The organism is Acidisoma cellulosilyticum (assembly GCF_020621385.1).
Lineage (GTDB): Bacteria > Pseudomonadota > Alphaproteobacteria > Acetobacterales > Acetobacteraceae > Acidisoma > Acidisoma cellulosilyticum.
On sequence record NZ_JAESVA010000056.1, the window covers coordinates 1 to 231 of the forward strand.

The following is a 231-nucleotide window of genomic DNA, read 5'->3' on the forward strand; positions in this document are numbered from 1 at the left end:
AGGCCTCCGGCGACGGCGACGCACAACTAGAGGACGATGGAACCCTCACCGGCGATATCCGCTTCCACCTCGGCGACGAATCCTCCTTTATCGCCAAGCGCTGCTAGCTTTTCCGCAGCCTGCTAAGCGTCTTTAGCCTTCGGGCGAAGTTATAGGCTGAGACGAAGTCCATCAGGTGGCGCCGCAGTTGATCGTGGCTTTGGTAGTAGAAGCGTTTAACGGTGGCCTCTT

The 231-nt window shown here is 58.0% G+C and carries 1 pseudogene; it reads right to left on the minus strand.

Going from position 1 to position 231, the window contains the following annotated elements:
• Positions 1 to 115: 115 nt before the first annotated feature.
• A pseudogene (locus ACELLULO517_RS28510) lies at positions 116 to 231 on the minus strand (IS481 family transposase); the annotation flags it as partial.